The sequence below is a fragment of the Luteimonas padinae genome, assembly GCF_014652935.1.
In the GTDB taxonomy this organism is placed as follows: domain Bacteria; phylum Pseudomonadota; class Gammaproteobacteria; order Xanthomonadales; family Xanthomonadaceae; genus Luteimonas; species Luteimonas padinae.
The window spans coordinates 99,559-122,225 of the sequence record NZ_BMZT01000004.1; the positions used below are offsets into that span (position 1 = coordinate 99,559).

General features: G+C 72.4%; 25 protein-coding genes. 10 read left to right on the forward strand and 15 right to left on the reverse strand.

All coding sequences use genetic code 11. The features are described from left to right. Positions 1–45: 45 nt before the first annotated feature. The 4 genes from IE168_RS05655 to IE168_RS05670 form a co-directional block, all read right to left on the reverse strand. A complete protein-coding gene (locus IE168_RS05655) occupies positions 46–510 on the reverse strand; it encodes a hypothetical protein (protein WP_189496073.1) in 465 nt (154 codons plus the stop codon). Between the two features lie 12 nt (positions 511–522). Continuing rightward, the gene (locus IE168_RS05660) at positions 523–948 is read right to left on the reverse strand and encodes a copper resistance protein NlpE N-terminal domain-containing protein (RefSeq protein ID WP_189496075.1); all 426 of its coding nucleotides are present in this window, start codon (positions 946–948) and stop codon (positions 523–525) included. A 70-nt stretch (positions 949–1,018) separates the two neighbouring features. Beyond that, positions 1,019–1,732: an HAD family hydrolase gene (locus IE168_RS05665; protein WP_189496077.1), complete on the reverse strand. Its 714-nt coding sequence runs from the start codon at positions 1,730–1,732 to the stop codon at positions 1,019–1,021. Between the two features lie 96 nt (positions 1,733–1,828). Beyond that, positions 1,829–2,206, reverse strand: a complete 378-nt coding sequence (locus tag IE168_RS05670) for an EF-hand domain-containing protein (protein ID WP_189496079.1) — start codon at positions 2,204–2,206, stop codon at positions 1,829–1,831. A 229-nt stretch (positions 2,207–2,435) separates the two neighbouring features. Between IE168_RS05670 and IE168_RS05675 the strand changes: the two genes are divergently transcribed. Beyond that, positions 2,436–3,560 carry a PQQ-dependent sugar dehydrogenase gene (locus IE168_RS05675; RefSeq protein ID WP_189496082.1) on the forward strand — a complete coding sequence of 375 codons (1,125 nt, stop codon included), beginning with the start codon at positions 2,436–2,438 and terminating at the stop codon, positions 3,558–3,560. Here the strand turns inward: IE168_RS05675 and IE168_RS05680 are convergent, their stop codons facing one another. Continuing rightward, complete coding sequence (locus IE168_RS05680) at positions 3,561–3,953, reverse strand: hypothetical protein (RefSeq protein ID WP_189496084.1); 393 nt, start codon at positions 3,951–3,953, stop codon at positions 3,561–3,563. Positions 3,954–4,073: 120 nt separating this feature from the next. On the opposite strand from IE168_RS05680, the gene IE168_RS05685 reads away from it, so the two are divergent. Next, positions 4,074–4,346 carry a hypothetical protein gene (locus tag IE168_RS05685; protein WP_189496086.1) on the forward strand — a complete coding sequence of 91 codons (273 nt, stop codon included), beginning with the start codon at positions 4,074–4,076 and terminating at the stop codon, positions 4,344–4,346. 40 nt (positions 4,347–4,386) lie between these two features. On the opposite strand, the gene IE168_RS05690 is transcribed toward IE168_RS05685, so the two are convergent. The 5 genes from IE168_RS05690 to IE168_RS05710 form a co-directional block, all read right to left on the reverse strand. After that, positions 4,387–4,851: a YbjN domain-containing protein gene (locus IE168_RS05690; RefSeq protein WP_189496088.1), complete on the reverse strand. Its 465-nt coding sequence runs from the start codon at positions 4,849–4,851 to the stop codon at positions 4,387–4,389. Positions 4,852–4,922: 71 nt separating this feature from the next. Next, positions 4,923–6,062, reverse strand: coding sequence for a hypothetical protein (locus tag IE168_RS05695; protein WP_189496090.1), 1,140 nt, complete (start codon positions 6,060–6,062; stop codon positions 4,923–4,925). Next, complete coding sequence (locus IE168_RS05700) at positions 5,987–6,796, reverse strand: TSCPD domain-containing protein (RefSeq protein ID WP_189496092.1); 810 nt, start codon at positions 6,794–6,796, stop codon at positions 5,987–5,989. Before IE168_RS05700 ends, IE168_RS05695 begins: the two co-directional genes overlap by 76 nt. Before the next feature lie 66 nt (positions 6,797–6,862). Further along, complete coding sequence (locus IE168_RS05705) at positions 6,863–7,384, reverse strand: hypothetical protein (protein WP_189496094.1); 522 nt, start codon at positions 7,382–7,384, stop codon at positions 6,863–6,865. A gap of 82 nt (positions 7,385–7,466) precedes the next feature. Continuing rightward, complete coding sequence (locus tag IE168_RS05710) at positions 7,467–9,626, reverse strand: adenosylcobalamin-dependent ribonucleoside-diphosphate reductase (RefSeq protein ID WP_189496104.1); 2,160 nt, start codon at positions 9,624–9,626, stop codon at positions 7,467–7,469. 621 nt (positions 9,627–10,247) lie between these two features. Between IE168_RS05710 and IE168_RS05715 the strand changes: the two genes are divergently transcribed. Genes IE168_RS05715 through IE168_RS05745 form a run of 7 tightly spaced genes read left to right on the forward strand, consistent with a single transcriptional unit; the run spans position 10,248 to position 16,493 of the window. Then, a complete protein-coding gene (locus IE168_RS05715) occupies positions 10,248–11,693 on the forward strand; it encodes a trypsin-like peptidase domain-containing protein (protein ID WP_189496106.1) in 1,446 nt (481 codons plus the stop codon). Between the two features lie 25 nt (positions 11,694–11,718). Then, complete coding sequence (locus IE168_RS05720) at positions 11,719–12,081, forward strand: hypothetical protein (protein WP_189496108.1); 363 nt, start codon at positions 11,719–11,721, stop codon at positions 12,079–12,081. 3 nt (positions 12,082–12,084) lie between these two features. Further along, on the forward strand, positions 12,085–12,645 hold the full coding sequence (locus IE168_RS05725; RefSeq protein ID WP_189496110.1) for a phage holin family protein: 561 nt from the start codon (positions 12,085–12,087) through the stop codon (positions 12,643–12,645). A gap of 10 nt (positions 12,646–12,655) precedes the next feature. Then, entirely contained in the window at positions 12,656–13,195 is a 540-nt protein-coding gene (locus tag IE168_RS05730) for a protein sip-5 (protein WP_189496112.1), read from the forward strand. Between the two features lie 16 nt (positions 13,196–13,211). Next, complete coding sequence (locus tag IE168_RS05735; RefSeq protein ID WP_189496115.1) at positions 13,212–14,354, forward strand: AI-2E family transporter; 1,143 nt, start codon at positions 13,212–13,214, stop codon at positions 14,352–14,354. 19 nt (positions 14,355–14,373) lie between these two features. Further along, positions 14,374–15,120 carry an HAD family hydrolase gene (locus IE168_RS05740; protein ID WP_189496116.1) on the forward strand — a complete coding sequence of 249 codons (747 nt, stop codon included), beginning with the start codon at positions 14,374–14,376 and terminating at the stop codon, positions 15,118–15,120. Next, positions 15,117–16,493: a leucyl aminopeptidase family protein gene (locus IE168_RS05745; protein ID WP_189496117.1), complete on the forward strand. Its 1,377-nt coding sequence runs from the start codon at positions 15,117–15,119 to the stop codon at positions 16,491–16,493. Before IE168_RS05740 ends, IE168_RS05745 begins: the two co-directional genes overlap by 4 nt. Positions 16,494–16,606: 113 nt before the next feature. Here IE168_RS05745 and IE168_RS05750 read toward each other — a convergent pair whose 3' ends face one another. The 5 genes from IE168_RS05750 to IE168_RS05770 form a co-directional block, all read right to left on the reverse strand. Next, the gene (locus IE168_RS05750; RefSeq protein ID WP_189496120.1) at positions 16,607–17,209 is read right to left on the reverse strand and encodes a response regulator transcription factor; all 603 of its coding nucleotides are present in this window, start codon (positions 17,207–17,209) and stop codon (positions 16,607–16,609) included. After that, positions 17,206–18,441, reverse strand: coding sequence for a sensor histidine kinase (locus IE168_RS05755; protein ID WP_189496122.1), 1,236 nt, complete (start codon positions 18,439–18,441; stop codon positions 17,206–17,208). Before IE168_RS05755 ends, IE168_RS05750 begins: the two co-directional genes overlap by 4 nt. A gap of 18 nt (positions 18,442–18,459) precedes the next feature. Next, positions 18,460–20,343: a CIA30 family protein gene (locus tag IE168_RS05760; protein WP_189496124.1), complete on the reverse strand. Its 1,884-nt coding sequence runs from the start codon at positions 20,341–20,343 to the stop codon at positions 18,460–18,462. A gap of 109 nt (positions 20,344–20,452) precedes the next feature. Then, a complete protein-coding gene (locus tag IE168_RS05765) occupies positions 20,453–21,241 on the reverse strand; it encodes an ABC transporter permease (RefSeq protein ID WP_189496126.1) in 789 nt (262 codons plus the stop codon). After that, the gene (locus IE168_RS05770; RefSeq protein WP_189496128.1) at positions 21,241–22,155 is read right to left on the reverse strand and encodes an ABC transporter ATP-binding protein; all 915 of its coding nucleotides are present in this window, start codon (positions 22,153–22,155) and stop codon (positions 21,241–21,243) included. The genes IE168_RS05765 and IE168_RS05770 overlap by 1 nt, the downstream gene beginning before the upstream one ends. A 271-nt stretch (positions 22,156–22,426) precedes the next feature. Between IE168_RS05770 and IE168_RS05775 the strand changes: the two genes are divergently transcribed. Next, positions 22,427–22,573, forward strand: a complete 147-nt coding sequence (locus IE168_RS05775) for a hypothetical protein (protein ID WP_189496130.1) — start codon at positions 22,427–22,429, stop codon at positions 22,571–22,573. Positions 22,574–22,667: the final 94 nt, after the last annotated feature.

Sequence of the window (22,667 nt, forward strand, 5' to 3'; positions counted from 1 at the left end):
GACCGTGCCCGCCCAGGGGCGGACAGGGTACACGCTGCCGGCGGCTCAGCCGGCGTCGGGGAGCGGCCGGCCCCAGCGGCGGTAGCTTTCGACCATGCCCTCGCGCAGCCGCTTGGCGCGCGCATCGCCGGGTTCGACGCCGAGGTCGCGGGCGATGCCCGGCCAGCCATCCGCGTGACCCGCCGACCAGGCCTCGATCACGCCGCGGCAGGGGCGCCCGGAGACGCGGGCAAGCGCGCAAGCGTAGTAGAGGTCCCCGGGCTTGCGCTCCTGTCGACCCAGCAGGTCCTGCAGCAGCGGGCGCGGGGCGTCGAAATAGCGCACCAGCTCATCGATGAAGGCATCGGGATAGCGCGCGGCATAGCGGTTGATGTCGGCCAGGCGGGCGTCGACCACGGCGTCTCCGGTGGCGGGTGCCCGGGCCACGGCCGCGTCCTGCGCGAAGGCGGCAGGCGGCGCAAGCAGCCACAGCAGGCAGGCGAGCAGCAGGCGATGTCGGCAAACGGTCATGCGGTCTCCGCGTCAGGGATGGCCGGCGGCTGGCAGCAGCAGGTCATGCTCGCGCCCCGGAAACACGCGTCCGTCCGGATCGCGCACTTGCAGCGCGCCGTCCTGCACCAGCGCGTAGCGGCGCTGGCCGCCGGTCCCGGCCTCGAGGCTGAGCAGGCGGTCGTCGAGGCGCCATTCGCCGGCCTCATCGAAGCTCTGGCTGCCTTCGACCGCAACATACACCTCCACCAGCCGGTAGCTGCGGTGGCCGTCGCGCTGCTCCAGGACCAGGCGCGTGTCGATGGCCTCGCAGTCGGCGCAAGGCAGGCGGCCGCGCCATTCGGCCGCGCCCGTGTCGATGCCGTCGGGCGGCGGCGGTGCGTCCTCGTCCGCGCGCATGCAGCCAGCGGCGATGGCGACGGACAGCATGGCGAGCAGGAGCGCGCGGAAGCAGGACATGCGCCGATTGTGCCGCAGGCGCCGGTTGTCCGCGCGCAGCGACGCGACGCGGTCGGCCTGGCCGCGCCCGTCAGGGGGCCAGGATCGAACGCAGCGCGTCGGGAAGGTCGGCCGCGGAGTCGAGCGTGCGCATGCGCGCGGCGGCGCCTACGGCCAGGCACGCTTCGCGCTCGTGCTCCCAGGTCAGGTGATAGGGCAGGTGCAGGCCCCAGCCACCCAGCTCGAGCACCGGCGCGATGTCCGAGCGCAGCGAATTGCCGACCATCGCGAACTCGCCCGGCGCGATCCCGAACTCCTCGAGCAGGCGGCGGTAGGTGGGCACGTCCTTCTCGCTGACGATCTCGATGCGCCGGAACAGCGACGACATTCCCGACTCGCGGACCTTGGCCTCCTGGTGGAACAGGTCGCCCTTGGTGATGAGCACCACCGGGAATTCGCGCGCCACCGCCTCCACCGCTTCGCGCACGCCCGGCAGCAGTTCGACCGGATGGCGCAGCAGGTCCTTGGCCAGCGCCACGATGCGATGCACGTCGGCACCGCTGATGCGGCCGCCGGTGATGTCGATCGCGGACTCGATCATCGACAGCGCCATGCCCTTCACGCCGTAGCCGAACACCGCCAGGTTCGCCTTCTCCACCGCGTACAGCCGCTCGCTGGTGCGCGCATCGCCGTTGACGTAGCGGGCGATGATGGCTTCGAAGTCGCGCTGCGCCTGGTCGAACCAGTCCTGGCTTCGCCAGAGCGTGTCGTCGGCGTCGAAGCCGACCATCCTGATGCTGGGCATCGCGTGATTATCCCGGAACGAAGAGGCGACGGCATCCCTGCCGTCGCCCTGGAACGATGTCGCCTGGCGCCGGTCCGACGGACGCGGCGCGGAGGATCAGTCTCCGCCGCCGGCCTTGGCGGCGTGGGCGCGGTACTCCTCGGGGGTCAGCTCGCCGTCGCCGTCGGCATCGGCCTGGTCGAACACCGATGCGAGCGCGGGCAGCGCCGCGGACTCCTCGCGCGAGATGGTGCCGTTGCCGTCGGCGTCGACGTCGTTCCAGCCCAGCTGGCGGCCAGCCGGCGGGACATCGGCGGCGGTGGCGGCCGGCGTCGCGGCGTCCTGCGCCGCCTGGGCGGCCTCGGCGGATTCGACGGCCGCCTTCTGGGCCTCGCGGACTTCGGGAGTCACGGCGCTCTGGGCCAGGGCCAGCGGCATGGCCAGCACCGCACCCAGTGCGAGGACGGCGGCGATCGGCTTGCGTGCGTTCTTCATCAGGGGGAATCTCCTCAGGCGGATGCGGGGGCATCCGGTTTCGATGGGGTGCGACCGGTCGATCCGGCCACGGGCCACACCCTGCAATGGCCCGCATTAACCGCGTCCGCTGCGCGATCCACGCGTCGACATGGCGTTAACCACCGGCGACGCGCGAGCCGCTAGAACGCGTGCGCGTGGCCGGCGCCTGCACCATACTCGCGGCTCCAATGCCCATGGAGCGCACGCGATGAAACCGTCCCTCCCGGTTGCCGCCCTGGCACTCGCCATCCTCGCCAGCGCCTGCGCCAGCGCGTCGGGCCAACACCCGTTCAACGTCGAGGCCGTCGCGAAGTTCGATGAACCCTGGGCGATGTCCTTCCTGCCCGACGGCCGCCTCCTGGTCACCGAGAAGAAGGGGCGGCTGAAGCTCGTCGACGTCGCCAACGGCAGCAGCCGCGACGTGGCCGGCGTGCCGGAGGTCGACTACGGCGGCCAGGGTGGATTCGGCGACGTCGTGCCGCATCCCGGCTTCGCCGGCAACGGCCTCGTGTACCTGAGCTATGCCGAGGCCGGCGACGGCGACACCCGCGGCGCGGCGCTGGCGCGCGCGAGGCTGGTGACCGCTGACGATGGCACGGCGCGGCTCGACGGGCTCGAGGTCATCTGGCGCCAGGTGCCGAAGGTGGACGGTCGCGGCCACTACGGCCACCGCATCGCCTTCGACGGCGAGGGCAAGCTGTGGCTGAGCTCCAGCGAGCGCCAGAAGTTCGACCCGGCCCAGGACATGGCGTCCAACATGGGCAAGATCCTGCGCCTCGAGGACGATGGCCGGCCCGCCGCCGGCAATCCCTTCGCCGGCGATGGCGGGGTCGCCGCCGAAATCTGGTCGCTCGGCCACCGCAACGTGCTCGGCCTGGCCTTCGACGCGGGCGGGCAGCTCTGGGACGTGGAGATGGGGCCGGCCGGCGGCGACGAACTGAACCTGGTCGAGCGCGGCGGCAACTGCGGCTATCCGATCGTCTCCAACGGCGACCATTACGACGGCACGCCGATCCCGGACCACGACACCCGGCCGGAGTTCATCGCGCCGGCGGCGCACTGGACGCCGGTGATCTCGCCGTCGAGCCTGGTGTTCTACCGCGGCGACGTGTTCCCGCAGTGGACGGGCGACGCCTTCATCGGCGGCCTGTCGTCGCAGTCGCTGGTTCGCGTCGAAGTCGACGGCCGCCAGGCGCGCGAGGCCGAGCGCTTCGGCATGGGCCACCGCATCCGCGAGGTCGAGCAGGGGCCCGAGGGCGGGCTGTGGCTGCTGGAGGATGGCAAGGGTGGCCGCCTGCTCAAGCTGACGCCGAAGCCGTCACCGGCCGGCTGATCAGGGCAGGACGACGCCGGTGCCGATCTCGCGCCCGTCCTCGAGCACGCGGAACCCGCGGCGGCCGTCGCCGGGAAGCTGCACGGCCGCTCCGCAGATCAGCTCCACCTCGTGACTGCTCCCTGGCGCGAGCTCCGCGACCGCGCCGCGGCCGATGGCGCAGCGCGCGTTCGATCCGCCGTCGAACTCCACGCGGCCACGCCAGCCCCGGCTGATCGCCACCGCGCGGCCGCCGGCGTCCGTGGCCAGCAGGTCCAGGCGCACCGGAATGCCGAGCTTTCCGGGATAGTCGAGCCGCGGCTGCGGCGCGGCTTCCGCCGCCGCGGTGGTGTCCTGGGGCGACGGCCCGCACGCGGCGAGCAGCATCGGCAACAACAGCATGATGGGGCGCATGGCGATTCCTGGCGTCGGCGCAAGGGCGGAGCGGCGGGCGGGCCGGCACGTCGCGCGCCCTTCATCCCGCCATCGCGAAAGGCTGCCATAGTAGGTCGCGACACCATGGCGCGATAGACGATGACTCTTGCAGCACCCCTCGACGATCAGGAAGCCGCGCTCGAGCTCGCGATCGCCGAGCTCGACGCCGGCATGGCCGACCTCCAGCTCAAGCACCGCGACCTGTTCGCCTATGCCAACGCCTGGGCCGAGCGCCACGACGCGGTGATGCGCCTGGCGCCGCCGCACCTGGAGGACAGCGCCCGTGCGCGCCTGCGCCGGATCGCGATCCGCTGGGGCCTGGCCGACGGCGTGCGCATCACCCGCCAGTTCCCGGCGCTGCGCGGGGGCTGAGCCCCGCGGGACCGCGTCACGGTCCCGCGCGGACACTTCCTCAGAAACCGACGCTGCTGGTGAAGTCGCCCAGCAGCTGGCCGAAGATCTCGACCTGGCTCTGGATCTGCGCGGCGTGGTCGGTGTGCAGCACTTCGAAGTCGTAGTGCAGGAACGGATCCATCTCGTCGTCCAGCACCATCCGCCCATAGCGATAGCGGCTGTTGTAGACGTTGGCCACCTGCAGCGTGGTGCCGTTCTCCAGATCCAGGCCGACCTCGAGCTGCAGCGAACCGCAGCGGCCGTCGTTGCAGTCGTAGAAGTTGAGGTAGGCGTTCAGGTCGTTGGCGCGGAACCGGATCATCGGGTCGCCGGCCGAATCCTCGAGCAGCTCCGGCGACAGCTCCATCCGCTCCAGCACGGCCATGGCCTCGGGCCCGGTCACGCCCCGGCCCGGATCGGCGGCCGCCGGGATCGCGGCGAGTGCAAGCAACGGGGCCAGCAGGCCCGCGGTCCATCTGTCCATCGTGTGGCCTCCCCCTGTGGTGGGACGAATGCTAGCCGAATCGGAGGGCGATGGATCCTCCCGCCGGGCGCTCAGCCGGCGGGCTGCGGCGGAGCGTCGTCGGGCCATTCATGGCCGTGCGCATCGTCGAGCAGGCGCATCCGCCTGCGCTCGACCCGCTGCTCCCCGGCGGCCCGCACCGTGCGTAGGGTTTCCAGCATCAGCGGCACGCCGGTGGAGCGGCGGAAGCGCGCGTGGCCGGCGTCGACGATCGACATGTCCGCGACGACCTTCTCGCGGTCCTCGCCCGTCACCTGCCGCCCGTGCAGCTGCTCGACAGCCGCCAGGGCCACCTCGGCCGCACGCTCCCGGTCCATGCGCGTGGTCCAGTCCAGCGTCGCCTCGTCCGAGCCCGCCGCGCCGGCCTGCATGAGCAGGGTCACCCGCGCCGGCACCTTTCCGGCACCCAGCGGACTGTCGATCTCGACGTCGACCCCGAACGGCACGCCGGCTTCGAGCTCGGCACCGAACAGGTCGTTGTACGCCAGCGCGTCGCGCGACATCAGCGCGCCCGGGACTTCGGGCCGGGTCATCCGCGCGACCATGTCCGCGGCGGCCTCGCGTCCCCGCGCCCGTGCCGCCTCGCCGTCCGCGCCCGCCGGCCAGCCGCCCGCCGCCTCCACGCCCGACTGCAGCGCGGCCTCGAACCCGGTACGCAGCGCGGGCCCGAGCTGCGCGGCAAGCTGGTCCAGGTTGCGCAGGGCGCTGAAATTGCCGGTCGCGTCCAGCTCGACCTCCAGCACGAGATCGGGCAACGACTCCAGCAACTGGCGCATCAGCGCCTCCTGGCCGTCCCCGCCCTCCAGCTGCTCGTAGCGGCTGTCGTCGAAGGACCAGGTCTGGACGAAGCCGTCGTCGAGCACGCCGGTGATGCGGATGGTCTCGATGCCGGTGGTGCGCGAACGCTCCCTGCCGCCCTCCCCGATGGAGATGTCGTAGTCCTCGGCCGCATAGCGCAAGGCCACGCCTTCGTGCCAGGGCGCGACCCAGCGCACCAGCTCCGGCGGCGCAGGCGCGGCGTTCTTCCTCGCCAGCGCGACCTCGGGCCATGCGAACGCGAGCAGCAGCGCCAGCGCGATGCAGGCGCGCGGCCCGCTCAGCCGCACTTCGAGTAGCCGCAGTTCAGGCAGGTCGCGCAGCCGTCCATCACCACCACGGCCTTGGTGCTGCACTTGTGGCACATGGTGGCGGAGGGCGGGAAGCTGGTGCCTTCTCCGGTCACCGCGACGTCCTCGCCGGCACGGTCCGCGCCCTGGTCGGCGAACAGGCCGCCTACGGGGCCGGCGTCGGCCGCGGCGACGTCGGCGTCACTGTTTTTTTTTGAGCGCGACTCGTACTGGCGGCGCTTCTCGTCGATCAGCGCGCGCTGCGCCGCGCTCAGCTCCGGGTCGTGGATCATGCCGATCGACTTCAGATGATCCTCGACGATAGCGCCGAGCTCGGCCACCAGCGAAGGCATGTACACGCCGCCGGCCTTGAAGTAGCCGCCGCGCGGATCGAACACCGCCTTCATCTCTTCCACCAGGAAGGTCACGTCGCCGCCCTTGCGGAACACCGCCGACATGATGCGCGTCAGCGCGACGATCCACTGGAAGTGCTCCATCGACTTCGAGTTCACGAAGATCTCGAAGGGACGGCGCTGTTCGTGCTCGCTGCCGGCGTTGAGCACGATGTCGTTGATGGTCACGTACATGGCGTGCTCCACCAGCGGCGACTTGATCTTGTAGGTGCTGCCGACCAGCACTTCCGGGCGCTCGATGCGCTCGTGCATCTGGATGACTTCGGCCGTGGGGCGCTCGGCGGCGGCCTCCTGCACGGCGGCGGGGCCGGCCTGCGCGGCGGCCTTGTCGCCCTCGGCGGTGGCGACGGAGTACCCGGTGATTTTCTTCTCGATCCTGACGGCCATGACGCGTGTTCCTGCTGTTTCGTGGGATGCGCGCTCCCCCGCCTGCGCGGGGGAGTCCGGAGGGTCTTACCTGCCCGCGGGCTTGCGCGCGGGCGCCTTCTTCGCGGCGGCCTTCTTCGCCGGTACCTTCCTGGCCACCGTCTTCTTCGTCGCCGCCTTCTTCGCGACGGGCTTCTTCGCCGCCACCTTCCTGGCCGCCGGCTTCGGGGGCGCGGCCTTCTTCGCCACGGCCTTCTTCGCCGCCGCCTTCTTCACCGCTTTCTTCGCGACCTTCTTCGCGGCCTTCTTGCGCTTGATCGCCGCGGCCTCGGCGCGTGCAGCGGCGCTGGTGGCGGCCAGCGACTGCTTGGCCCCGGCCACGCGGGTGCCCACCGCCTTCTTCGCCGCGCCCGCGCGCTTGGCGACGACCTTCTTCGCCTTCCCCGCGCCTTCCACCACGGCCTTCTCGGCCTTGCCCGCGGCCTGCTTCACCTGTTCCACCGCCTTGGACGCGCGCCTGGACACCTTGCTGCCGACGTCCTTCGCCTTGTCGGCGACGGTCCCGGCGGCATTGCCGAGCGTCGCTGCGACCCCATTGCCGTTGCTCATCGTGTTTGCCTCGTCGTCATGGTCGCGGACGGGGTGCCCGCGGGCTGGAATGTAGCGCGGCCGGACGCCGCCGTGGGCCTGCTCAGAACTTGCCGTAATAGCCTTCCTTCAGCGCGTCGAAGAGGTTGGCGGCGGTGTGGGTTTCGCCGTCGTATTCGATCTCCTCGTTGCCCTTCACCTCCACCGTGCTGCCGTCCTCGAGCTCGAAGCGGTAGGTGGTGTTGGCGAGGTCGGACTCCTTCACCAGCACGCCCTGGAAGGCGGCGGGGTTGAAGCGGAAGGTGGTGCAGCCCTTCAGGCCCTTCTCGTGGGCGTAGAGGTAGATGTCCTTGAAGTCCTCGTAGGGATAGTCGGTCGGGACGTTGGCGGTCTTGGAGATCGACGAGTCGACCCACTTCTGCGCCGCGGCCTGGACGTCGACGTGCTCCTTCGGGCTGATGTCGTCGGCTGAGATGAAGTAGTCCGGCAGCTGCGCCGCCGGGTCCTCGCTGAACGGCATGGCCGCGGCGTTGACCAGGTGGCGGTAGGCCAGCAGCTCGAACGAGAACACGTCCACCTTCTCCTTCGACTTCTTGCCCTCGCGGATCACGTTGCGGCTGTAGTGGTGCGCGAACGAGGGCTCGATGCCGTTGGAGGCGTTGTTGGCCAGCGACAGGCTGATGGTGCCGGTGGGCGCGATCGAGCTGTGGTGGGTGAAGCGCGCGCCATGCTCGGCCAGCTGCTCCACCAGCTCCGGGGCGACGCCGGCGACCTGCTGCATGTAGCGGCTGTAGCGCGCGTGCAGCACCTTGCCGGGGATCTCCTGGCCGACCTTCCAGCCGTCGGCGGCCATCTCCGGGCGCTTGCGCAGCATTTCCGCGGTGACCTCGAAGCGCTCCTCCATGATCGGCGCCGGGCCCTTCTCCTGCGCCAGCGACAGGCCGGTTTCCCAGCCGGCCACGGCCATCTCGCGGGCCACGCGCTCGGTGAAGTCGCAGCTCTCCTTGGAGCCGTACTTCATCTTCAGCATGGTGACCGTCGAGCCCAGGCCCAGGAAGCCCATGCCGTGGCGGCGCTTGCGCATGATCTCCTCGCGCTGCTGCGGCAGCGGCAGGCCGTTGACCTCGACCACGTTGTCGAGCATGCGGGTGAACACGCGCACCACCTCGCGGTACTCCTCCCAGTCGAAGGACGCCTGGTCGGTGAACGGGTCGCGCACGAACTTGGTCAGATTGACCGAGCCCAGGAGGCACGCGCCGTAGGCCGGCAGCGGCTGCTCGCCGCAGGGGTTGGTGGCGCGGATGTTCTCGCACCACCAGTTGTTGTTCATCTCGTTGACGCGGTCGATGAGGATGAAGCCCGGCTCGGCGTAGTCGTACGTCGAGACCATGATCATGTCCCACAGGTGGCGCGCGCGGACCTTGCCGTAGACCTTGCAGGCCACCAGCCCGTCGTCGCGGACGATGTAGCCGTCGTGCTGCGGCCAGTCGCGCCAGACCACCTGGGCGGCGTCGTCGAGGTCGATGTCGCCCTGCTCCTTGGCACTCACCGGGAACACCAGCGGCCACTCGGCGTCGGCCTTGACCGCCTCGATGAAGCCGTCGGTGACCAGCAGCGAGAGGTTGAACTGGCGCAGGCGGCCGTCCTCGCGCTTGGCGCGGATGAAGTCGCGCACGTCGGGGTGGCTGACGTCGAAGGTGCCCATCTGCGCGCCGCGGCGGCCGCCGGCCGACGACACCGTGAAGCACATCTTGTCGTAGATATCCATGAACGACATCGGGCCCGAGGTGTAGGCGCCGGCACCGGCCACGAACGCACCGCGCGGGCGCAGGGTCGAGAACTCGTAGCCGATGCCGCAGCCGGCCTTCAGCGTCAGACCGGCCTCGTGGACCTTCTCCAGGATGCCGTCCATCGAGTCGACGATGGTGCCCGACACGGTGCAGTTGATCGTGCTGGTGGCCGGCTTGTGCTCGAGCGCCCCGGCATTCGAGGTGATGCGGCCAGCCGGGATCGCGCCGCGGCGCAGCGCCCAGAGGAAGCGCTCGTTCCAGTACTTGCGCTTCTCCGGCGTGTCCTCGGCCTCGGACAGCGCGCGCGCGACGCGCTGGCAGGTGCCGTCGATGTCGGCATCCAGCGCCTCGCCCTGCTTGGTCTTCAGGCGGTACTTCTTGTCCCAGATGTCGACCGAAGCCGGCTGCATCGGGATGTCCTGGTCGGTGCCAGCCATCGTGTTCTTCACAGCCTCCAGGCGAACCGTGCTCATGCTGCTTCCATCTCCTTGATCCTGGCCGGTCGTGCGCGAACCGGCCGTCGTGGTGTGGTGCCTGCCGGGCGCGGTCCGCTTCGGGTCGCGCCGACGGCAAGGCTGCATGGCGCGCGGCGCACGCCATGCCGTGTTCGTCAATGTCGAGTCTGGCCAGTCGTCATGTCATGCATGCGAACCACCCCCGAATGGTTGGCGTGCCGGCCCGGCAACAACTAGTACTGGGCTGAACATGTCCTGGCGACCACTACATCTTGTGGCCGACAGGTGAGACCGTAAGGCCGCCGCGGACCGAAGTCAATCGTCCGCGCGGCCCCGGCGCGCGAAGCCAGGCGTGAGGCCGTTCACACCACGACATGAACGAGCGACACATCCGGATGCGCGCGCCGGAAGCGCCCGGCCGGCACGCCGGAGCAGCCGCCGGGCGCCTCGCACCGCCCCCGGCATGCCGGCACTTCCTCACGTCGCGGCCACGACGGTTTGGGCACCTTGGACTGCAATCCGCCACGGGGGCGCGGAGGTCGCAGCTTCCCGTTTCCGCATCCGCCATCGGTCCGACTTCAGTGCCGATTGCACGATTCTGGACGACACTGGAGGAGTTTCATTTTTCCCCGCATGCCGATGAAGCGATCGACCCGGACCACCCTGCTCGCCCTGACGATGGCCGCCGCCTTCGGTGGCTTCGCCGCGACCCTGATCCGCGAAGGCCTCGACGTCCCCGCGCGCGCCGAGCCCGCCGCCGCGGTGCCGATGGCGGCGGCCCTGCCCGGCGTCGTCGACGGCCAGGCCCTGCCCTCGCTCGCGCCGATGCTGCGCCGGGTGACGCCGGCCGTGGTCAGCGTGCATTCCAGGCAGCGCGTGCGCATCAACAACCCCTTCGCCAACGATCCGTTCTTCCGCCGGATGTTCCCCAACGTCCCCGACGAGCGCATCAACGAATCGCTCGGCTCGGGCGTGATCGTCGACGCGGCGCGCGGCTACGTGCTGACCAACCACCACGTGATCGAGGGCGCCGACGAGGTGTCGGTGACCCTGAGCGACGGCCGCACCCTGACCGCCGAGTTCGTCGGCTCCGATGCCGACACCGACGTGGCGCTGATGCGGATTCCGGTGCCGGGCGACGGCCAGCCGCTGCAGGCGATCCCGCTCGCCGACAGCGGTGGGCTCGAGGTCGGCGACTTCGTGGTCGCGGTCGGCAATCCCTTCGGCGTCGGGCAGACGGTGACCTCCGGCATCGTGTCCGCGGTCGGGCGCAGCAACGTGCCGGGCGTCGGCTACCAGAACTTCATCCAGACCGATGCCAGCATCAACCCGGGCAACTCCGGCGGCGCGCTGGTGAACCTGCGCGGCGAACTGGTCGGCATCAACACCGCCAGCTTCAACCCGCGCGGCAGCATGGCCGGCAACATCGGCCTCGGCTTCGCCATCCCGGCCAACCTGGCGCGCAGCGTGATGCAGCAGCTCGATGCCCACGGCGAGGTCCGCCGCGGCTCGCTCGGCATCGACACCCAGGACCTCGACGACCGCCTGGCCGCCAGCCTCGGGCTGCCCGCCGGCAGCCGCGGCGCCGTGGTCACGCGCGTCCAGGCCGGGTCGGCCGGCGCCGAGGCGGGGCTGCGCCCCGGCGACGTGATCGTCGCCGCAAACGGCGAGCGCATCGGCGACGGCGAGTCATTGCGCAATTTCCAGGGCCTGCAGCCGGCCAACGCCCGCGTCACCCTCGACGTCCGCCGCGACGGCCGGGCGCAGCAGCTGCAGGCCACGCTGCGCGAGCAGCCGCGCATGCTCGCCGGCCAGCAGCTCGACCCGCGCCTGTCCGGCGCCAGCTTCGTCGAACTGCCCGAGGCGCTGCGGCGCGGCGGCGTGTCCGGCGTGCTGGTCGAGGACGTCGCCTCCGGCAGCCGCGCCGCGCGCAACGGCCTGCGCGCCGGCGACGTCGTGGTCGCCGCCGCCGGCGAGCGCGCATCCGACCTGCCCGCCCTGCGCGCGGTGCTGGCCGATCCCCCCGCGCAGCTGGTGCTGCGCATCCTGCGAGGCCGCGGCCAGGGCAACCTGGTCATGGAATGAATCCGATCCCCCAAGGAGAAACGCGATGAGCCCGACCCATACCGACAACCTGAAGTCCAGCCTGTCCGAAGCCGGCGGCCACCTGAAGCAGGCCGCGTCCGACACCGCCAGCGCGGTACGCGGCGCCGCCGCGGCCGCCGGCGAAGAGATGCGCCTGGGCCGCGCCAACCTGAAGGCCGACCTGGCCGACGGCGCCGTCGCCGGCCTGTCCGCGCTCGAGGAAGCCGCCGGCGCCGGCGGCGAGCAGGTCGACCAGCTGCTGGAGAAGGGTCGCGACCTCGTCGACAGCGCCGCCGACCTGATCCGCGAGCGCCCGATCGCGTCCTTCGGCGTCGCCTTCGCCACCGGCTGGATCATCGCCAAGCTCGCGCGCAGCGGCGACCGCTAAAACGTGGAGCCGCAGACGCCCCCCGGACCCGGCCCGGCGGAACCCACGCCGGGCGGACCCGAGCCCGGGCCCACGCCACCGCCCACGCCCGACCTGGCCGACACGCTGCGCGCGCTTCGCGACAGCGGCAAGGCCGGCGTCGGGGCCGCGGGCGACGCGGCCAAGGCCCTGCGCGACCTGGTCGCGGCCGACGTCTCGCTGGCACGCAGCGCAGCCGGGCGCAGCGCGGTGTTCGCCGGCGTCGCGGTGATGTTCGGCGTCTCGGCCTGGCTGCTGCTCATGACGGCGTTGATCGTGGTGCTCAGCAACCAGGTCGGCCTGCCGTGGTGGATGTCGCTGGGTGGCTGCGGCCTGGCCAGCCTGCTCGCCGCATGGCTCTCGCTGCAGAAGGCCACCGACTATTTCGAGCACACGCGGCTCAAGGCCACGCGGCGCCAGCTGGCCCGCCTGGGCATCGGCGAGCTGTCCGACCTGATGCCCGACCCCGGCTCGCCGGCCTCCGCCCGCGCGGTCGGTTCCGAGGTCCGCGAAGGCGCGCGGGCCGAAGGCAAGACGCCCCCATGAGGCCATGGACATGAGTTTCGAAGCCCTGCAGGCCAAGGTCGCGCGCGCCGAGGACGCGCTGGAAGCGCGCGAGCGCCAGGTCGCGGCCGATTTCCGCGTGTTCGGCGGCTGCTGGCGGGACACCTGGTCGCCGCCGCGGGTGGTGATCGCCGGCCTCGCCGCCGGCCTCCTCGCCGGCTGGGCGCGGCCCGGCCGTGCGATCGCCGGTGTGCAGCCGGCCCGCTGGCTGCAGCTGGCCACCAGCCTCGCCGGCCTGGCGGGGACGCTGCAGGCGGCCTTCGCGGCGTCGGACGCCAAGGATGCGGCCGAGGACGCCGGCGATGCCGCGGCCGTGGCCAGCGGCCAGCCGCCGGGTGCGAAGGTGCCGGCGGCCGATGCCGCGGCGGCCCGGGCATCGGCGCCGGACGCGGTCGCGCCTGCGCCTCCGACCGCCGCGCCTGGGCGCACCCCGCCGGCGCCGCCCAGCGCCCGCCGCTACGTTCCGGATCCCAGCTGGGATACGCCGCCGCGCCCCGCGGAAGCCGCCACCGAAGTGTCCGAACGGCGCTGAGCGCGCCGCCCCCGCCATGAGCGCCACCGGCCCGGACATCGATTCCGATCGCCCCTCCGCGGACGCCGGCCCGCCCGCTGCCGGCGTCGCGACCCCATCCCCGACGTCGGCGCCGCCGCGCCCCCGGGCCTCCGGCGCGGTGGTCGTCCTCGCCTTCCTCGCGGTGGGCTACACGCTGTGGGCCGCGCAGGGCGTGGTCCTGCCGGTGCTGCTGGCGATGTTCCTGGCGCTGGTCGGCAATCCGCTGATCCGCGGCCTGCGCCGCCTCCACGTCCCCCGCTTCCTGGCGGCCCTGCTGGTGCTGCTGGGCGGAATCGCCGGCGCCGCCCTGCTCGGCCAGCAGCTGCTGGCACCCGCGGTGGACTGGATGCAGGAAGCGCCGCGGCAGATGCGCCAGGTCGGGCGCGAGCTGAGCGAACTGGTGAAGCCGGTGCATGAGGCCAACCGGGTCGCCGAGGACATCGCGCGCCAGGCCAGCAGTGGCGACGGGCGCAAGGTCGAGGTGGTGCGCACCGTTCCCGACGACCCCTACGCCCTGCTCACCCGGGCGCCGAAGGCCGTCGGCGGCGTCCTGGCGGTGGTGCTGCTGACGTTCTTCTTCATGGTCTTCGGCGAGGACCTGCAGCGCCGCGCCATCGCCCTGCTGCCCACGCGCCAGCGCCAGCGGATCACCGTCGACATCATGCAGTCGATCGAGCGCGACCTGTCGCGCTACGTCCTCACCATCAGCCTGATCAACGCCGGGGTCGGCCTGCTGCTGGCGGCGGTGCTGCATTTCGCGCTGGGCGTGGACATGCCCGAGGCCCTGCTCTGGGGCACGATCGCGACCCTGCTCAACTTCGCGCCCTACGTCGGCCCGGCGATCGGCGTGGCGTTGATGCTGGCCATGGGCTTCGTGACCTGGGACGAGGTCGGGCCCTCGCTGTTGCCGGCGGCGATCTATCTCGGCCTGCACACGCTGGAAGGCCAGCTGGTCACGCCGCTGGTGCTGGGCCAGCGCATGCAGCTGTCGCCGCTGGTGCTGATCCTGGCGCTGCTGGTGTTCGGCTGGCTGTGGGGCATCGTCGGGCTGCTGCTGGCGGTGCCGCTGCTGGTGTGCGTGAAGCGGGTGCTGGCGCGCATCGACGGCCTGCAGGGCTGGGCGCGGCTGCTGGAGTAGCCGGTCGTACAATGGCGGCATGGCCTTCGCCGTCCGCGCCATCACCCTCGACCTCGACGACACCGTGTGGCCGTTCGCACCGATCGGCGCGCGCATCGAGCGCGTGCTCGACGACTGGATGCGCCGGCACAGCCCGGCCACCGCCGACATGTTCCCGATCGAGGCCATGCGCGCGCTGCGCGAGCGCGTGGCCGGCGAGCACCCGGCGCTGGCGCACGACATGTCGGCGCTGCGCCGGCTGACCCTGGAGGCTGCGCTGCGCGAGAGCGGCGGCGACGTGGCGCTGGCGGAGGCGGCCTATGAAGCCTTCTTCGCCGAACGCAACCGGGTGGAGTGCTACCCCGACGCCATCGATGCGCTGGAGCGCATCAGCGCGCGCCTGCCCATCGCCGCGCTCAGCAACGGCAACGCCGACCTCGCGCGCATCGGCCTGGACCATCTGTTCACCGCGCAGCTCAGCGCCTGCAGCTTCGGCAGCGCCAAGCCCGACCCGGCGATCTTCCTGGAAGCCTGCAGGCTGCTGGAGACGCCGCCGCAGCAGGTGCTCCACGTCGGCGACCACCCCGACGCCGACGTTGCCGGCGCCGCGCGCGCCGGGCTGCGCAGCTGCTGGATCAACCGCGCGGGCGACGACGGCAGCCGCGCCCGCTGGCCGCACGCCGACATCGAGCCCGACCTGCATTTCGATTCCCTGGCCGCACTGGCCGACTGGCTGGAGGCGGCGCCGCCCGCCCTCGCCGCACGCACACGGAGCCCCCACGCATGAGCCCCATCGACTGCTACGCCCCCGCCGGCACCACCGGCGCCCGCCCGCTGCACCTGGTCTCGAAGGACGGCCTCGGCGCCTGGCGCGAGGCCCAGCCGCAGACGGTCATCGCGTGGCTGGACGCGCACGGCTTCGACGCCTCCGCGGGCAGCTGCATGGTGGTCCCGGGCAGCGACGGGACACCGGCCGCCGCGGTGCTCGGCATCGGCGACGCGCTCGACCCCTGCGCCTACGCGCACGCGCCACGCGCGCTGCCGGCAGGCGACTGGTCCCCGGCCGGCGACCTCGATGCCGATGTCCTGCGCGCGCTGCAGCTGGGCTGGGGCCTGGGCAGCTACGACTTCGACCGCTACCGCAAGGCGAAGCCCGCGCGCGCGCGCCTGGCGCTGGCCGCGACCGATGCCGAGACCCTCGACGTGCTGGCCGCCACCGTGCGCGTGCGCGACCTGGTCAACACCCCCACCCAGGACATGGGCCCGGACCAGCTGGAGGCCGTCGCCCGCGGCATAGCCGAAGCACACGGCGCCCGCTTCGAGGCGATCACCGGCGATGCGCTGCTGGAGCAGAACTTCCCCGCCATCCACGCCGTCGGCCGCGCCTCGCACCGCGCGCCGCGCCTGCTGGCGCTGCGCTGGGGCGAGGACGCGCACCCGCACGTCGCGATCGTCGGCAAGGGCGTGTGCTTCGACACCGGCGGTCTGGACCTCAAGCCCGCCGACGGCATGCGCAACATGAAGAAGGACATGGGCGGCGCCGCGCACGCGATCGCGCTGGCCGAGCTGTTGATGGCGCGGAAACTGCCGCTGCGCTTCACCCTGCTGGTGCCGGCGGTGGAGAACGCGATCGGCCCGGATGCGTTCCGCCCGGGCGAAGTGATCGCCACCCGTACCGGCGTCAGCGTGGAGATCGACAACACCGACGCCGAGGGTCGGGTGATCCTGGGTGACGCACTGGCCTATGCCGGCGAACAGTCACCGGACCTCGTCCTCGACTTCGCCACGCTCACCGGCGCCGCGCGCATCGCGCTCGGCCCCGACCTGCCGGCGCTCTTCAGCAACGACGACGCGCTGGCGCAGGCCTGGCTCGACGCCGGCACGCAGGCGCGCGATCCGCTGTGGCGCATGCCGCTGTGGCGGCCGTATCTCCGCTACCTCACCAGCAAGGTCGCCGACCTGGCCAACGCCGGATCGAAGATGGCCGGCAGCGTGACCGCGGCCCTGTACCTGGAGCGCTTCGTGCCGAAGGACATGCCGTGGGCGCACCTCGACACCTACGCCTGGAACGACAGCGACCGCCCGGGCCGCCCGGCCGGCGGCGAGGCGCTGGGCCTGCGCGCGGCGTATGGAATGCTGAAGCGCCGCGCAAGCGCGTGAGGTGACACGCGCCGCACCGCGATACCCCTGTAGGAGCAGCTACAGCTGCGACCCCAACGCTCCGGCAGGAATCCGGTCGCAGCTATAGCTGCTCCTACAGGGGAAATCCCGGGTCACAGCCAGCCCTTCTGCCGCGCGAGGCGATAGGCCTCGATGCGGTTGCCCACGCCCAGCTTGCCGATGGCCTCGGACAGGTAGTTGCGCACCGTGCCCGGGGACAGGCCCAGCGCGGCGGCGATCGCGCCCGCCGACTGGCCTTCGCCGGCCAGCCGCAGCACCTGGCGTTCGCGTTCGTTGAGCGGATCGGCCTCCGACCAGGCCTCGAGCGCAAGCTGCGGGTCGATCGCGCGCCCGCCCGCGTGCACGCTGCGCAGCGCCGCGGCCAGCTGCTCGGCCGGGGCATCCTTGAGCAGATAGCCCTGCACGCCGGCGTCGAGCGCGCGGCGCAGGTAGCCGGCGCGCGCGAAGGTGGTGACGATCACCACCTTCGTCGCCAGGCCGTGGCGCTGGATGCGCTGGGCCAGCTCCAGCCCGGTCAGCCCCGGCATCTCGATGTCGGTGACCAGCAGGTCGGGCGCGGTGCGCTGCAGCTCGCGCCAGGCGGCCTCGCCGTCGGCGGCCGCGGCCACGACGTCGATGTCGTCCTCCAGCGCCAGCAGCGCCGCCAGCGCGCCGCGCAGCATCGCCTGGTCCTCGGCGAGCACGAGGCGGATCACGCCCCGCCCTCCGCGTCATGGGCATCCGCGTCGTACGGGGCTCCCGCAGCATCGCTCTGCACGGCCAACGGCAGCCAGGCCTCCACCACGGTGCCCTGTCCGCGCTCCGACGCCACCGCCAGCTGACCACCCAGGCCCTCGATGCGCTCGCGCATGCCCGCCAGGCCGTTGCCCGGCGCAGACGCGCCGCCGCGGCCGTCGTCGCTCACCCGCAGCTCGACGCCGTCAGCGTGGGCGCGCAGGCTCACTTCGGCCCGCTGCGCGCGCGCGTGGCGATGGATATTGGTCGCCGCCTCGCGCACCACCAGGGCGAGCGCGGTCTCGACGGCCGGTGGCAGCGAGGCGCCGGCCAGGCCGCGTTCGTCCCAGTCGTGGCGGAGCGCCACGCCCTCGCATTCGAGCAGCAGCTTGGCCGAGGCCAGCTCCGCGGCGATGCCGGCCGCGCGGATCCCACTGACCGCCGAGCGCACCTGCGCCAGCGCCTCACGCGCGACCTGGCTGACGGCATCGATCTCGCGCCGCGCGGCCGCGGGATCGCGTTCGACCAGGCGCGCAGCCAGGTCGGATTTCAGCGCCACCAGCGACAGCGTGTGCCCGAGCAGGTCATGCAGGTCGCGGCCGATGCGCTCGCGTTCGGCCAGCCCGGCCAGCCGGCGCACCTCGTCGTGCGACAGCCTGAGCGCGGCGTCCTTGCGCTGGCCGACATGCTCGGCGTGCACCACCATCGCCACCACCACGGTCACCACCGGCAGCCACACCAGCGCCTGCCAGGGATAGCCGATCCACAGCGCGAACGCGACGAACGCGACGCCCAGCGCCCCCAGCACCAGCAGGTAGTCGCGCAGCGACGCCTCGTGCCAGGTGCGCAGCATCACGCAGCCGAAGATGAAATAGCTCATGCCCGACGGATACCAGGGCAAGAGCGCGAAGCTGAGCGCGACCATCGCCAGCGCGTAACGCGGCGCCACGCGCTGCGGCCTCAGCAGCGCCATGGCGTACAGCCAGAGGAACAGCGGATACGACAGCAGCGTCAGCAGCAGCCAGCGCAGGCTGTAGCCGCCGGGCGAGAACAGCGGGGTGATGAACACCCACAGCGTCCACATCAGGTGGACCCATTCCGTCCACTGCGGACGCCCCAGCCGCAGCGTCGCCGCCATCAGCGAGTCCGGCGCCGGCGCGAACCACGCGCGCCAGCCGGCTCCGGTCCTGCCCTGTGTCTTCGCTGGCTGCATGGCGCGATGATGCCGCACTCAGCGCAGCTCGACCTGGTCGATGAAGAGTTCGAAGCCGCCGTCGGGCAGGCCGGCGGTGATCGCCACGGCGCGCAGCGTGGCGGGATCGGCGCCGGCGAAGGCCGCCAGCGGGATCCGCACTTCGCGCCACTCCGGGCCGGCGGTGAACGGCTGCATCGCCGGCATGCCCTGCATCGACGGACCGGAGAACAGCATCGCCTGGTAGGTGCGGCCGTCGCCGCGGGCCTGGAACACCAGCTCGCTGCGCGACGAGGCGTCCACCGGCTGCATCGGCTGCGCGCCCGGATGGAACATCGTGCCCGCCCAGGGGAAGGCGAAGCCGGGGCGGATCTCGCCGGACACGCGCAGCGCGCCGCGCGATCCGGCGGCGCCGCCCGCGATCGCCTCCTGGGTGGCGACGGAGCGTCCGCCGGCCATGGCGTCGGTGGTGACCTGCCAGCCGTGGCCGAAGCGCACGCCGGTGCCGCCGTCCTCGAAGTCCGCGACGAGAGCGTCGTCGGCGATCGCCGGTGCGGCGGCGGTGGCGGCGGCCTGGCCGACACGCGGCCGCGGCACGGCGTGGCCGTTCTTCCAGATCCCGGCGATGGCGCGCGTGGCGCTGATGTCCGCGGTGGGATCGCCCTCGACCAGCAGCAGGTCGGCGCGCAGCCCGGGGGCGATGCGGCCGCGGTCGGCCAGGCCGAAGCGGCGAGCGGGTACCGCGGTCGCGGCGGCCAGCGCCTCGGCCGGCGTCAGGCCGGCGCGCACCAGCAGCGCGAGTTCACCGTGCATGCTGATGCCGTGCGCGGTGCCGGGATTGCCGGCATCGGTGCCGGCCAGGATATCGACGCCGGCCGCATGCAGCGCGGCGACGCTGCGCAGCGCGTTGTCGAGCGCCTGCGGCCGCGGAGCGCCAGGGAAGCTGGCGGCAAGCCCGGCGCCCTGCGCGGCCTCCAGCCACGGCGACAGCCGCGCGTCGTCGGCCAGTGCGGCTCCGCTGCCGTCCTGGGCGAAGCCCGCGATCACCGACAGCGTCGGCGTGACGAAGCTGCCGGCCCGCTTCGCCGCGGCGACGAAGCCTGGCGACGCGGCCACGTCGTGGAAGACATGCACCAGCCCGTCGGCGCCCGAGTCCACGGCATGCAGCGCGTCGGCCTGCGAGGCCACGTGCACCAGCGCGAGGCGCCCGCCTTCCTGAGCGGCGGCGATCGCGTCCGCGACCTGCGCCGGCGTGATCGTCGGCAGCCGGCGCTCGGCCGAGTGCGTGCTGAAGTCCTCGACGATCAGCTTGATGTAGTCCGAACCTTCCGCCATCCGCGCGGCGACGAAGGCCCGCCCGTCGCCGTCGGCGGCCAGCGTCGGCACCGGCAGACCGAACTGGGTGCCATGGCCGCCCTCGGTGGTGACCGTGGCTCCCGCGGTCCAGAGGTCGGCCTGTGGCGTCGCCGCCAGCGACTGGCGCTGCGCACGCAGCGCCGGGATCCGGTTCCAGTCGCCGAACATGTCGAGCTCGGCGGTGACGCCGAAGCGCAGGGCGTCGCGCTGCGCATCGCCCCAGCTGTGGGTGTGCGCGTCGATGAAGCCCGGCAGCAGGGTGCGCCCGGCGCCGTCCACGACCTCGAGGCCTGCGGGAATGGCGACGCCGGCGCCAACGGCTTCGATGCGGCCGTCGCGCACCACGACGTTCGCCTCGGGCAGCACGCGTTCGCCGTCGAACACGCGCACGCCGGAGATGGCGAAGGCCGCGCCTTCGCCGCCGGACGGCAGGGCTTCTCCGGACGCGGGTGCCGGCGCTGACGCGGCCCCGTGCGCGGAGGGCGAACGCGGCTGTGCGAACACCACCGCGCCGGCGATGGCAGCGGCGATGGCGGTTGCGGCGAGGACTTCAGGCAGGCGCGTCATGGCATGGACTCCGTGGCAGGCAGAAGAAGGCGCAGGGGTGATCGGGACGCTTGCGCGGCGACTGCGGGCGCGAGGCCCGCTCGCGACCGCATCGAGGGTCGTGGCGGCATCAGCCGCGCCGCGCCAGGCGCGCACGCGCCAGGACGAAGAAGCCGAAGGTCACCGCCAGCAGCACGCCGAGATGCAGCGCGACCGCCTGCCTCGCGTCCATGCCGACCACCTTGAGCGCGAGCTGGGCGTGGTGGTAGGACGGCCAAGCCGGCGCCAGCCGCGCCAGCGCATCCGGCAGCATCGACAGCGGCAGCCACAGCCCGGACAGGAAGGCCATCGGCAGGTAGAGCAGGTTGACCACCACCGGCGCGGCCGCGCCGCTGGCGAGCGTGCCGACGTACAGGCCCAGCGCGCAGAACGGCAGCGCGCCGGCCACGTGCACCGCCCACAGCAGCAGCCACTGCGCGGGCGCCAGCGACACCCCGACAAGCGTCGCCGCGATCACCGCCAGCAGCAGCGAGACGATCGCCGAGAACAGCAGGGCCATCGCCATCTTCGACGCCAGGTACGCACCCGGCGGCACCGGCAGCGCGCGCTTGAGCGCGAGCAGTCCCTGGTCGCGGTCCATCGCCACCGTCACGCCGAAGCCGAACAGCGCCGCGCCCATGACGCCGAACACGCCGTAGGTCGCCAGCAGGTACTGCCCGGCGCCGCCGCCGCGGTTCATCGCCACGCCGAACAGCAGGTAGAACATCGCCGGGAACAGCAGCGTCGGCAGCGCGAAGATCGGCGTGCGCAGCAGGCCGAGGAACTCGTACTTCGCCTCCAGCAGGCGGGCGCGCAGCAGCGGGTGCCGGCGCGCGGCCGGGGCATGGGCGTCGGGGCGGACATCGGGAACGGCATGCATCACGCGGCCTCCTGCATCGGTGCGTCGCGGGTGATTTCGAGAAAGGCTTCAGCGAGGCCGGCGCTGCTGACGTCGAGGTCGGAGAGCGCCGGATCGGCCGCCAGCAGGCGCCGCACGACGTCCTCGGCGGCGCCGGCCAGCACCTCCAGGCGTCCACCGTCGCGGTTCGCCGCGCGCACGCCAGGCCAGCGCGCGACTTCGGTGGCGTCCAGCGCGGTGACGCAGCGGATGCGGCGCTGGTCGACGCGTGCGCGCACCTCGTCGAGGCTGCCGTCGGCGACCACGCGGCCGCCGGCCAGCACCACGACGCGATCAGCCAGGGCTTCGGCTTCCTCGAGGTAGTGCGTGGTCAGCAGCACCGAGGCGCCGCCGGCCACCAGCGCGCGCAGTCCGCGCCACAGGCCCTGCCGCGCCTCGATGTCGAGGCCGGTGGTGGGCTCGTCAAGGAACAGCACCCGCGGCCTGCCGCACACCGCCAGCGCGAACTGCACGCGGCGCTGCTGCCCGCCCGAGAGCCTGCCGTAACGGCGCGAGAGCAGGCCGTCGAGACCGGCGATCGCCACGCACGCCGCCACGCCGAGCGGATCGGCGTAGTAGCTGCGGACGAGGTCGAGGTGTTCGGCCACCGTCAGCGTCGGCGCCACCGCGCCCGACTGCAGCATCACGCCGACGCCCTGGCGCGCGGTCAGCTCCCGCGGGTCGCGGCCGAACAGCCGCGCCTGGCCGGCGTCGGGCTCGAGCAGGCCCAGCAGCAGCGACACCGCGGTGGTCTTGCCGGCGCCGTTGGCGCCGAGCAGCGCCAGCACCTGGCCGGCACGCAGCTCGAGGTCGACGCCGTCGAGCGCGGCGGTCGCGCCGTAGCGCTTGCAGGCGCCCTGCAGGCTGGCCAGTGGCATGTCGAGTCGGTGGTCCATGCGCGTCTCCTCGGTGACGCTCACAGGCTAGGAAACGGCCACCGTCCGCGGCAGTCCGCGCGATCACCTATCGCGCATGACAGGCGTCACATCGCCGTCCGCTTGTGCACCACCGTCGTTGTGACCACTGGCAACGGCATGCTAGAAGTCCACGGCCCGCAGCTGGAACCGCGCTGCCGGCCTACGCCCGGCCATCGCGCGGCGCCCGGAAAACCGGATTCAAGTCGGAAGGCCATGGACAGGGCTCTCTCAATGCACAAGGACAGTCAGCATGCTCAAGAACAAGATCACCTCTGGTGTCTTCGGACTCCTGCTCGCGGTCTCGGCCGCGTTCGCACTCCCCGTCCAGCAGGCCGAGGCCGCGACATCGATCACGGTCTGCATCAACGGCAAGTGCGTCACGATCATCATCCACTGATCGCAGCCGCGGGTGGGGGACACGCCCCCTTCCGCGGCACCCCGAACGCCCATGCGCAGCTCCCGCGGGGAGCATCCACGTTGCCAGCAGCGAG

Bases quoted from the DNA above. Each gene is read 5' to 3' on its own strand.
- IE168_RS05740 (WP_189496116.1), top strand. From the start codon at position 14,374: ATGGCCTTCGCCGTCCGCGCCATCACCCTCGACCTCGACGACACCGTG.
- IE168_RS05745 (WP_189496117.1), top strand. From the start codon at position 15,117: ATGAGCCCCATCGACTGCTACGCCCCCGCCGGCACCACCGGCGCCCGC.
- IE168_RS05700 (WP_189496092.1), bottom strand. From the start codon at position 6,796: ATGGCCGTCAGGATCGAGAAGAAAATCACCGGGTACTCCGTCGCCACC.
- IE168_RS05715 (WP_189496106.1), top strand. From the start codon at position 10,248: ATGAAGCGATCGACCCGGACCACCCTGCTCGCCCTGACGATGGCCGCC.
- IE168_RS05655 (WP_189496073.1), bottom strand. From the start codon at position 510: ATGACCGTTTGCCGACATCGCCTGCTGCTCGCCTGCCTGCTGTGGCTG.
- IE168_RS05755 (WP_189496122.1), bottom strand. From the start codon at position 18,441: ATGCAGCCAGCGAAGACACAGGGCAGGACCGGAGCCGGCTGGCGCGCG.
- IE168_RS05775 (WP_189496130.1), top strand. From the start codon at position 22,427: ATGCTCAAGAACAAGATCACCTCTGGTGTCTTCGGACTCCTGCTCGCG.
- IE168_RS05665 (WP_189496077.1), bottom strand. From the start codon at position 1,732: ATGCCCAGCATCAGGATGGTCGGCTTCGACGCCGACGACACGCTCTGG.
- IE168_RS05710 (WP_189496104.1), bottom strand. From the start codon at position 9,626: ATGAGCACGGTTCGCCTGGAGGCTGTGAAGAACACGATGGCTGGCACC.
- IE168_RS05675 (WP_189496082.1), top strand. From the start codon at position 2,436: ATGAAACCGTCCCTCCCGGTTGCCGCCCTGGCACTCGCCATCCTCGCC.
- IE168_RS05690 (WP_189496088.1), bottom strand. From the start codon at position 4,851: ATGGACAGATGGACCGCGGGCCTGCTGGCCCCGTTGCTTGCACTCGCC.
- IE168_RS05765 (WP_189496126.1), bottom strand. From the start codon at position 21,241: ATGCATGCCGTTCCCGATGTCCGCCCCGACGCCCATGCCCCGGCCGCG.
- IE168_RS05760 (WP_189496124.1), bottom strand. From the start codon at position 20,343: ATGACGCGCCTGCCTGAAGTCCTCGCCGCAACCGCCATCGCCGCTGCC.
- IE168_RS05670 (WP_189496079.1), bottom strand. From the start codon at position 2,206: ATGAAGAACGCACGCAAGCCGATCGCCGCCGTCCTCGCACTGGGTGCG.
- IE168_RS05735 (WP_189496115.1), top strand. From the start codon at position 13,212: ATGAGCGCCACCGGCCCGGACATCGATTCCGATCGCCCCTCCGCGGAC.
- IE168_RS05720 (WP_189496108.1), top strand. From the start codon at position 11,719: ATGAGCCCGACCCATACCGACAACCTGAAGTCCAGCCTGTCCGAAGCC.
- IE168_RS05685 (WP_189496086.1), top strand. From the start codon at position 4,074: ATGACTCTTGCAGCACCCCTCGACGATCAGGAAGCCGCGCTCGAGCTC.
- IE168_RS05680 (WP_189496084.1), bottom strand. From the start codon at position 3,953: ATGCGCCCCATCATGCTGTTGTTGCCGATGCTGCTCGCCGCGTGCGGG.
- IE168_RS05730 (WP_189496112.1), top strand. From the start codon at position 12,656: ATGAGTTTCGAAGCCCTGCAGGCCAAGGTCGCGCGCGCCGAGGACGCG.
- IE168_RS05705 (WP_189496094.1), bottom strand. From the start codon at position 7,384: ATGAGCAACGGCAATGGGGTCGCAGCGACGCTCGGCAATGCCGCCGGG.
- IE168_RS05770 (WP_189496128.1), bottom strand. From the start codon at position 22,155: ATGGACCACCGACTCGACATGCCACTGGCCAGCCTGCAGGGCGCCTGC.
- IE168_RS05660 (WP_189496075.1), bottom strand. From the start codon at position 948: ATGTCCTGCTTCCGCGCGCTCCTGCTCGCCATGCTGTCCGTCGCCATC.